11 protein-coding genes and 1 pseudogene are annotated in these 9,659 nt (G+C 38.5%); 3 read left to right on the top strand and 9 right to left on the bottom strand.

Annotation, left to right across the window (positions count from 1 at the left end; genetic code table 11):
- From EDC17_RS17725 to EDC17_RS13645, 3 genes and pseudogenes are all read right to left on the bottom strand, one after another.
- Positions 1–147, bottom strand: a pseudogene (locus EDC17_RS17725) (IS982 family transposase); the annotation flags it as partial.
- A gap of 71 nt (positions 148–218) precedes the next feature.
- On the bottom strand, positions 219–623 hold the full coding sequence (locus EDC17_RS13650; RefSeq protein WP_132778619.1) for a hypothetical protein: 405 nt from the start codon (positions 621–623) through the stop codon (positions 219–221).
- A 218-nt stretch (positions 624–841) separates the two neighbouring features.
- A complete protein-coding gene (locus tag EDC17_RS13645) occupies positions 842–1,579 on the bottom strand; it encodes a hypothetical protein (RefSeq protein ID WP_132778618.1) in 738 nt (245 codons plus the stop codon).
- Positions 1,580–1,711: 132 nt separating this feature from the next.
- Between EDC17_RS13645 and EDC17_RS13640 the strand changes: the two genes are divergently transcribed.
- A complete protein-coding gene (locus EDC17_RS13640; protein WP_132778617.1) occupies positions 1,712–2,335 on the top strand; it encodes a 7-carboxy-7-deazaguanine synthase QueE in 624 nt (207 codons plus the stop codon).
- Between the two features lie 56 nt (positions 2,336–2,391).
- Here EDC17_RS13640 and EDC17_RS13635 read toward each other — a convergent pair whose 3' ends face one another.
- The 4 genes from EDC17_RS13635 to EDC17_RS13620 form a co-directional block, all read right to left on the bottom strand.
- Positions 2,392–3,201 (bottom strand): M48 family metallopeptidase, encoded by an 810-nt coding sequence (locus EDC17_RS13635; RefSeq protein WP_132778616.1) that lies wholly within the window; start codon positions 3,199–3,201, stop codon positions 2,392–2,394.
- A 71-nt stretch (positions 3,202–3,272) separates the two neighbouring features.
- Positions 3,273–3,920: a glycerol-3-phosphate 1-O-acyltransferase PlsY gene (gene plsY / locus EDC17_RS13630; protein ID WP_132778615.1), complete on the bottom strand. Its 648-nt coding sequence runs from the start codon at positions 3,918–3,920 to the stop codon at positions 3,273–3,275.
- Positions 3,921–3,948: 28 nt separating this feature from the next.
- Complete coding sequence (gene nadC, locus EDC17_RS13625) at positions 3,949–4,806, bottom strand: carboxylating nicotinate-nucleotide diphosphorylase (RefSeq protein ID WP_132778614.1); 858 nt, start codon at positions 4,804–4,806, stop codon at positions 3,949–3,951.
- A 73-nt stretch (positions 4,807–4,879) separates the two neighbouring features.
- Positions 4,880–5,248 carry a DUF4783 domain-containing protein gene (locus EDC17_RS13620; protein ID WP_165894426.1) on the bottom strand — a complete coding sequence of 123 codons (369 nt, stop codon included), beginning with the start codon at positions 5,246–5,248 and terminating at the stop codon, positions 4,880–4,882.
- Positions 5,249–5,390: 142 nt separating this feature from the next.
- On the opposite strand from EDC17_RS13620, the gene gpmI reads away from it, so the two are divergent.
- Together gpmI and EDC17_RS13610 are read left to right on the top strand one after the other, a co-directional pair.
- Positions 5,391–6,929, top strand: a complete 1,539-nt coding sequence (gpmI, locus tag EDC17_RS13615; protein WP_132778612.1) for a 2,3-bisphosphoglycerate-independent phosphoglycerate mutase — start codon at positions 5,391–5,393, stop codon at positions 6,927–6,929.
- Positions 6,930–6,943: 14 nt separating this feature from the next.
- Positions 6,944–7,477, top strand: a complete 534-nt coding sequence (locus EDC17_RS13610) for a hypothetical protein (protein ID WP_132778611.1) — start codon at positions 6,944–6,946, stop codon at positions 7,475–7,477.
- 8 nt (positions 7,478–7,485) lie between these two features.
- Here the strand turns inward: EDC17_RS13610 and EDC17_RS13605 are convergent, their stop codons facing one another.
- Positions 7,486–8,265, bottom strand: a complete 780-nt coding sequence (locus tag EDC17_RS13605; RefSeq protein WP_132778610.1) for a TIGR03915 family putative DNA repair protein — start codon at positions 8,263–8,265, stop codon at positions 7,486–7,488.
- Positions 8,265–9,569 carry a putative DNA modification/repair radical SAM protein gene (locus EDC17_RS13600; RefSeq protein WP_243646157.1) on the bottom strand — a complete coding sequence of 435 codons (1,305 nt, stop codon included), beginning with the start codon at positions 9,567–9,569 and terminating at the stop codon, positions 8,265–8,267. The genes EDC17_RS13605 and EDC17_RS13600 overlap by 1 nt, the downstream gene beginning before the upstream one ends.
- Positions 9,570–9,659: the final 90 nt, after the last annotated feature.

The raw sequence follows: 9,659 nt of genomic DNA, 5'->3' as shown, positions 1-9,659 counted from the left end.
GTAGGATACTAATGATCTCACTATTTGACATGGTTGCTGGTCGTCTTGAAGCCTTCCCAATGATGAAGTTTTTAGTGTTTTTTTCAAAGTTCTTGAAAATTCATCAACTATGCAGAAAATATCGGTAACTTTATCGTATGTAATCATGGTCTGGTGTATTGTTAAATATTTAAATTTCAGACACTTAAATATAAACATTTACCACCATGATTGCAATTTTAAATAGAATTAATAATCGAATTCAGGTCTAAAGGAATGAGGCTATCATCCCAATACAAAATTGCCGATTCATAGCTCTCTGTAAGCCTATCATAACGTTCTAATTTAAGCCCATTAGGATTTATTTCCATATCAAAATACGGAAAATGAACTTCGCCTTCGATGGAGGCAATTGAAACTTCAATTTCATATTTTCCCACAGGAAGAAGATTCCCATTACCGTCTTTACCAGGCCAGATAAAACCATTCGCTCCTACCTTTGCTTGTATGATGGTTTCATATGGTGTAAAGTCGTATTGAGAATCTTTACTTTTGACAGTGACTTTATACCTACCTACATAATTGGTATCGAAGGTGATGACGGATCCCTTGGTATTAATATGACTTAACGTACCTTCTGACACGCCGATCTGAATATTGGATACTTTGGGTATCTGTGCCGTATTGAGCAGCCAAGTCGCACCATCCTTACTCCTGCTTTGCTTGGGAAGATCTTACTTGGGAAGCGTGTAGAATATCTTGTGGGTCACGTATTGATTGTCTATATCCGCACTATTGGGATCGTGTATATGCGCATTGTAACTCCAGGTGGAGCTTTTGTAACTTGGAGAACCATCAGGATTCAAAATCCCGAATTATTGACAAAATATGTGAATCGCAATCCAATACTTCCGTTACCACCCACACGATACAGATAGCCGTCTTTAGTCAGCACAAAATTGTTAGAATAAAAAGCGCGTTCCATGTCAGCCATATTGGCTCCATTCATATACAAATTCAGCACATTTGTAAACACACGGCCGGTCAGCCACGCTGTATTATTACTATTTCGGACTAAACCATCCCAAGCAGCTATAAAATTTTGATTATCCCATTGCGTCCATTCTTCATCGGCTAGAATATTTGGGATTTGTGAATTGCCGAAGGGTGAGATAAATTCCACCGTCCATATTCCTTCCTCTTCCACCACAATTTCAAAAGCCTCATATCCATCCCGTGGGCCGGCAAGCTCTGCTTGTCGATTGCTCATTCCGGGCCTTCCTTCAATCCGGCCAATTGCAGCTGAATTGGGCGTATATATGTTTCCAGTGAGGCTGAACACACGAATAGCCCCCGCACCTAAACCTTGAGCACTTGATGCAACAGCAAGCACCTCCCCTTTGCGCACATAGGCATAATGCTTTCCATAATTGTAGAATGGATGGACAAGCATTCCAAAATTATTTACGATATAGCTTTCCATGAAGGCCCTACCACCTCTTATTTCGGCAGGGTACAAATCCTTAGACCCATCTGCATAAGTAGATAGCACATGAAAACATAACAGAAATAACACGAAAATTCGTGAGGCAATTCTCATAATTTGGGTTAGGGGTAACTTTATCAAATATACCATTTTGACATTGAAATAACCAATTAATACAAGCACTACTGTTTAGGTGCAAGGAGTTAAAAGGAATTAATCGTACCTTTGCATTCTAAAATTGAAAGAATGTCACATCAAGTACCTGAGGATGGCTCATTATTACCTCTGATGGAGGAATTTTATACGATACAAGGAGAAGGATATCACACCGGTAAAGCTGCTTATTTTATTCGATTAGGCGGCTGTGACGTGGGATGCCATTGGTGTGACGTAAAAGAAAGTTGGGATGCTTCACTTCATCCTTTGACACATACGGATACCATCGTGCATAACGCAAAACAACATCCGGCACAGACAGTGGTGATTACGGGTGGAGAACCTTTATTGTACAATTTGGATTCCTTAACACTGAAATTGAAAGATCAAGGCATACAAACTTTTATAGAAACTTCGGGTGCATATCCGCTAAGTGGACATTGGGATTGGATCTGTCTCTCACCCAAAAAATTTAAATCCCCGCTTCCTGAAGTATCAGCAGCAGCTGGCGAACTTAAAGTTATCATTTTCAACAAAAGTGATTTCTTATGGGCTGAAGAGCATGCTTCAAGAGTAAATCCTGCATGCAAATTATACTTGCAACCCGAATGGTCTAAAGCTGCAGAAGTCACACCACTGATCATTGATTATGTCAAAGACAATCCGAAATGGAATATCTCCTTACAGACACACAAGTATCTCAATATACCTTAACAAAAAATCCCATTCATCTTGAACGGGATTTTTTTATTGCTAAACTTCAATATACTTTATTTTTTGTAATATTTCATAGCTTCAGGCACTAAGGCTTGGAGTTGCGAAATACGACGAGCATCACTCGGGTGAGTACTCAACCATTCTGGAGGTGTTCCGCTAGCACTTGACTTTGCAGACGCCATTCTTTCCCAAAATTTAATTGATTCATTTGGATCATATCCAGCCATTGCCATAATAATTAACCCTGCCTTATCAGCTGCCAACTCATCATTTCTGGAAAATTTCAACATACCTATCGGCGCTCCGATACCATATAGCTGATTAATCACAGCTACACCTTTGCTATTGGACATTTGGGATGCTGCACCAATTACCTGTGCTCCCAATTGCAATGCCATTTGATTTGAAGCTTGCGCTACAGAGTGCTCTTCGATAGCATGCGCAATTTCGTGTCCCATTACCGTAGCTAGACCACCTTCAGTTCCAGTCACCTTCAAAATACCCGTATATACTGCAACTTTACCACCTGGCATACACCACGCATTCAAATCGTCATTCTGAATCAAATTGAATTCCCAATTGAAATTAAACTGATCTGCACGACCTATTTGCTGTAAGTAGCGTTGGGTGGCTAGTGCTAGATTATTTCCTACACGCTTCACCGCAGTAGCCTGAGATGTACCAGTTACAACTTTTGTACCTGCACTTGATAAAAACTCTTTATAAGCTAAAGAGGCTTGGTTATTAATAGTTTCACTATCAATAAGTTTTAAATATCTTCTTCCTGTGACTGCTGATGTCGCACAGCCCCACAGCGTAGCGCCTAATAACAGATAAGAGGCATATGTAAATATCTTTCTCATAATTGTTTATTAATTTTTTACCCTATTAATATATTATACAATAATAGTTCCTAAAAGTTTAATTCTTGAAATTATTTTTCTGACTTTTTAAATAAGTAGATTTTCGACTCCTTGCCTTTCAGTAGCCTTTCTATATTTTTTTGATGAGTAATCAATATCAAAATACATATTGCAATCGCATACAGCATAACTGATGGTACTGTCGTTTTGATAATGAGGGCTAAACTAATAGGGAATGTAAATCCTGCTGATATCGAGCTTAATGAAACATAGTTGCTGATAATTAAGCAAACCAGAAATACAGTGACACAGCACAATGCCGCCATCGGCTGAATGGCTATGACCATCCCAAATAAGGTTGCTACCCCTTTTCCTCCTCTGAATCCCGCAAAAACAGGAAACAAATGACCCAACACAGCTATAACACCTAAAGCCAGCTGAAAGTTCACAAAGGAAATAGAATCAGTAGTTCCCACAATAGAAGAATCAAACAAATGGGGTAAGTTTGTCGCTGTCCATCCTTTGAAAATATCCACACACATTACAATTATTCCCGCTTTCTTACCCAATACACGAAATGTATTAGTCGCCCCAGCATTCCCACTCCCATACTCGCGTACATCTACGCCATAGAATGCTTGACCAAACCAGACTGCGGTAGGGATGGATCCAAACAAATAGGCCAATACGACAATACCAAATAGATATAATGAAATCATTAAAATATTTAATTCCTAAACAAAATTACTAAATAAGCTTAGCTTTCAAACTCAAATCCAAACTCTTAACTGAATGCGTCAAAGCTCCTACAGAAACATAATTTACACCTGACAGCGCATACGAACGAATCGTTGACAAGGTAATACCTCCCGAGGCTTCTGTAACCAATCTATCCCCGACTAGATTCACTGCTTTCTTAACATCCTCAGGCGAAAAGTTATCAAACATCACTCTATCCACACCTTCACAAGCCAATAATTCATTCAACTCCTCAAAGTTACGTACTTCGACCTCAATAGGAATTTGTATCCCCTTTTGATTTTTATACTGTATTGCATTGTTGACAGCCTGACTAATCGAACCCGCATAGTCCACGTGATTATCTTTGATCAATATCATATCATAAAGACCAAAACGGTGATTTACGCCCCCGCCAATCGCTACTGCACGTTTTTCCAAAAACCGAAGTAATGGTGTCGTTTTACGCGTATCCAAAACTTGTGTACTTGTACCTTCCAATTCTTTCACGTATTCTGCGGTCCGGGATGCTATCCCCGACATTCTTTGCATAATATTTAGGACGAGACGCTCTGCCTTAAGTATAGAGTGGATATTTCCTTTCACGTACAGTACGATATCGCCATATTTGACTTCTAGCCCGTCCTGGATTAGCACATTGACTTCCAATGTTTCGTCGATCTGTTTAAAAATCGCTACTCCTACTTCTACACCAGCAATTATTCCGACATCCTTCACTAATAATTTTGCTTCACCCAATTTATCCTCAGGTAATGACGCTAACGTGGTATGGTCCCCATCTTGCACATCCTCTATAATAGCCTGCTCAATAAATGATTTTAATTGCTGCTTAAATGCTAATTCCATCCTGTTATTTTAAAGACACGATAATTTTTGTTTACTAAGATGAGTAAAATATAAATTGTAGTAAAATATATTTCTAATCAATCCTAAATTCTGATATATAGTCTGTTCCTTTCAAGTGAATAAATTTTATGAAAATCCGCACCTTTCTTCTGTTAGACACAGCCTCGAACACTATACACTGCTTACTTAATTCCTCACTGACGTCAGTTTTTTTAATATTTACTAATTTATTGCTATTCAAATAATCTTCCAAAATTAATTCAGCTTGAAATTTGGTAGTCAATCGAGAATCTTGATTGACCGATATTCGTACAGAAGAAGTAAAATGTTTGCTTAATTCTTTGCCATTTCCTTTTTCCAATGCCACAAACAACCTGTTTTCGAGGTCATTATTGACATCCAACTGAAATAATGTCGTGAAGAGAATTAATATATACGTCATAAGCATCATAGAAAACCTGTGCGAATATATTAATACCACCTCGTGCATACAACAATAATTAAATAAAAGGGTTGAATTTGAGATAGATTAATTTCATTTTAGAAATTAAAAAACAATAGCTAGGGATTTTTTATATTTGTATGTGGACAACTTAAATCAAAAGAAAGTAGCCTTAATCATCCTGGATGGATTGGGTTATGGCAAAAATGATAATTCTAATGCTGTATTGGCAGCACAAACACCATTTTTAAATTCATTATTACAGCAATATCCCAATTCGAAACTCGAAGCGTCAGGCGAAGCCGTAGGGCTGCCGGAAGGACAAATGGGTAATTCCGAAGTGGGGCACATGAATCTGGGCGCCGGAAGAGTGGTGTATCAAGAGCTTGGGCGCATTAATAAGGCGGCAAAGGATGGTCTTTTTGAAACGCATCAGGAAATCCAAGATGCCTATGCCTACGCCAAAGCAAACAATAAAAATGTACATTTCATCGGTCTGCTGTCAGATGGTGGTGTGCATTCGCATATCATGCACCTGAAGGCTTTATGTGATGCAGCGAAGGTAGCTGGATTTACAAATGATCAAGTATTCATTCATGCATTTTTGGATGGTAGAGATACAGATCCTAATGGTGCGCTAGGTTATATTCAAGATTTAGAGGATCACCTTACCCATTCTACTGGAACTATTGCATCGGCCATCGGTCGATACTATGCGATGGACAGAGATAATCGTTGGGAACGTGTAAAAGAAGCTTATGACCTACTGACAAAAGGTGTTGGATTACCTTCTAGCAATCTTCGTGCTTCTATTGAAGCCTCTTACGCTGCTGGCGTGACTGATGAGTTTATAAAACCAATAATTATAACTAATCCGGACGGCACACCAAAAGCCCTCATACAAGAAGGTGATGTGGTGATCTGTTTTAACTTTAGAACAGACCGCGGTCGCGAAATTACAATTGCATTAACACAGCAAGAAATTCCTGAATATAATATCGTACCTTTAAATTTGTATTACGTGACAATGACCTCGTACGATGATACATTCAAAGGTGTCAAAGTCATTTTTCAAAAGGACAATCTAAGTAATACATTAGGAGAAGCGCTGGAAGCACAAGGGAAAACACAAGTTAGGATTGCCGAAACAGAAAAATACCCACATGTGACTTTCTTCTTTTCGGGAGGTCGTGAGGATGCATTCAACGGAGAAAATAGATTGCTGATACCATCACCAAAGGTAGCAACCTACGATTTGCAACCCGAAATGAGCGCTTGGGGAATCACAGATGCTATTTGCAAAAATATTGTAGAGGAAAAGCCTGATTTTATCTGTCTTAACTTTGCAAATCCAGATATGGTAGGTCACACGGGCGTATTTGAAGCCGTAATCAAAGCCGTAGAAACGGTGGACACATGTCTACAAAAAGTGGTAGAAACAGGGTTAGAAAATGGATATTCATTTATTATATTAGCAGATCACGGTAATTCCGAATTCATGCTTAATGAAGATGGATCGCCAAACACAGCACATACAACCAATTTGGTTCCTTGTGTATTGATCGATCGTGACTATTCTGCTATACAAGACGGAAAATTGGGCGATATTGCGCCGACGGTTCTTCGTTTATTAAACTGTACTATTCCTTTGGAAATGACAGGAAAAGTGTTGGTAGACTAAAACTAACTAGAAACTTGAAAAAAATAAATACTATAGGACTAATCTTGACAGCTGTAAGCATATACAGCTGTCAACAACCTATGGAAAAAGCTCGTCTGGAGGAGGAATATGATTTGAACCTGTTTTTTGAAAATGAAATTGCCAAATTGAAAAAGGTAAACCCTACAGTCAAAAAAACAGTCAGCAACGGCAAATCAAATGAAACCAAGGAAGTAAACATTACAGACTGGCAAAAAGAATTAGCACATTTTACAGGCATCAATTTAAATAAAATGAGTGCTAATGGCTTAAACAAAACAATAAACGGCGATACAGTAATTTATTCTTCATCCCTGCAGGATAGTAAAGAAAAATTGATTGTAAAACTTATAGCAAACCAAGAACATCCTTCCGAAATCTTAATCTATAAAGAGATTAATAATTTATTATTCAATAATCAAGAACACTTGCACTACAAGGCGGATGCCTTGTATGAAATAATAAAGAAGCAGAAAGTAAAGGGAATGGGCGAAAACCTTTACCATATCAAAGGAGAAATCCTTCCATAACTATTTCTCTAGGACTTTATATTTCCAAATTGCTTTTCTGGTAAGTATTTCCAATATCGTTTGGGCACATGCCTCAGGTGAAGTTTCATATTGCGTCGCGCTTTTATATTCGTGCTTTTGAAATATTGCTGCCACAAATTCGTATAATATTCCTCCTGCGTATCTAACGAAACAACAGTAGAAGATTGCATCATTGCAGTAGAATCCCCTTCATTCAGCTGCACCTCAGTGACTCGAATTTTATCCCAATAAATACCATATTTTCTTTTCAGATCGTAAATAATCCAGGGTTGATCGGTATATCTATTCGTAAAAAATGTAATAATCAATGGCAAAACATTAAAATCAGGTTCCACTACAGCAAAAAACATCCCATCTGCTGCACGCTGAAATCTTACAAAGGCTTTCATACGATGACGTTCTCGACTGACTTTATGCAGAGCTTCTGAAAATTTAAGCACCGCATCATTGCCATAATTGGACAGTATAGCTGTATTTCCTCTAAAAATCTCAATACACAAATAAAATGCAGCCTGCCATACAGCCTCATCTTCAAAAAGAAAAGCCCGGTAAAAATCCATTCTTGACTTTTTATCCAAACGCATAGCCAAACCTTTAGAAACGCGCATGGCTTTGTCGGTCGAAGTAGTAATCGTTCTATCTACGGCAAACATATCGGGAATATATCTATCCACAGATATTGGCCTAGCCTCAAACTCTTTGCGTTCAAAAGCTTCAAAAACACAGGTAAGCCAGCCGTAATATGTACCATCGAAAATATAGTGCATTAGCTAAATAAATTAAGTTGCGATGAATTTACGATGGCAGCCTTAGCAGGGTTCTTCTGTACTATTTTAGCACGAACCGCCTCCATTGAAGTGTATCCTAATTGGAAAGGACTGTCTGCACAACGCATAAAATGGCGAGCCCGATTGAATGCTATGCCCATTTTCTTAATCTGATACTCATGTAGTCGTCCGAATTTACGCGCTTGAATAATTTTCAAGGCGGATTGGCGCCCCACTCCCGGGATTCGGATAATCATTTTGTAATCCGCAGTATTAATATCTACAGGGAATACATGCGGATTGCGCAGTGCCCAGCTTAATTTAGGATCAATTTCTAAATCCAAATGCTGAAAAGTCGGATTCAGAATTTCGTCTAGCTGAAAACCATAAAATCGTAAGAGCCAATCCGTTTGATATAAACGATTCTCGCGCACCAAAGGAGGTTTACTGCCTATTTGCGGTAGCAAAGAATGATCATTCTGAATCGGGATATAGCCACTATAGTATACCCGCTTGAGATTGTAATCTTTATAAAAAGTATCCGCAACGGACATGATTTCAAAATCATTTTCGGGTGTGGCACCGATTACCATCTGCGTACTTTGACCAGCAGGGACAAAACTCGGCTTATGTTTTATTAATTTAGATTCATGCTTCAACGCCTGAATCTGTTGATTTATAAAATGAAGTGGTTTCTTCACGGATTCATGGTCTTTTTCGGGAGCCATCAATTGCAAACCTTTTTCGGTGGGCATTTCCAGATTGATGCTCATGCGGTCGACATAAAGTCCTGCCTCTCGTATCATCTCATCACTTGCACCAGGGATAGTTTTCAGATGGATGTAACCATTATACCGCTCCTCCAAGCGCAGCTTTTTGACAATTTTCAGCAACCGCTCCATGGTATAATCCGCATTCTTGAAAATACCTGAGCTCAAAAACAAACCTTCGATGTAATTGCGTCTGTAAAAGTTCATCGTCAATTTGACAACCTCTTCGACAGTGAATGCCGCCCGCTGTATATCGTTGCTTTTGCGACTGACGCAGAAAGCACAATCATAAATACAATGGTTGGTCAAAAGAATTTTTAATAGTGATACGCATCGCCCGTCTTCTGTGTAGGTATGACATATGCCCGATGAGGAAGCATCTCCTATCCCACCGACATTTTTTCGTTTACTTCCGCTCGAACTACAACTCACGTCATACTTTGCAGCATCTGCTAAAATTTTAAGTTTTTCTTCCAACCGATCCATAGATAAAGTATTTTTCAATACAAAAATACTAAAAATATTAGTAATCATAAAATTCCTTTTATTATTTATAATATCTTTATGGCGTCCAGTTTGCCTTTCATATTATAGAATCAATTGCGTAAATTGAAATAACGACAA

The sequence above is a fragment of the Sphingobacterium alimentarium genome (genome assembly GCF_004342685.1).
GTDB classification, from domain to species: Bacteria; Bacteroidota; Bacteroidia; order Sphingobacteriales; family Sphingobacteriaceae; genus Sphingobacterium; species Sphingobacterium alimentarium.
The sequence above is the reverse complement of the archived record's forward strand: the minus strand, read 5'-3'. Positions and strand labels throughout refer to the sequence as shown.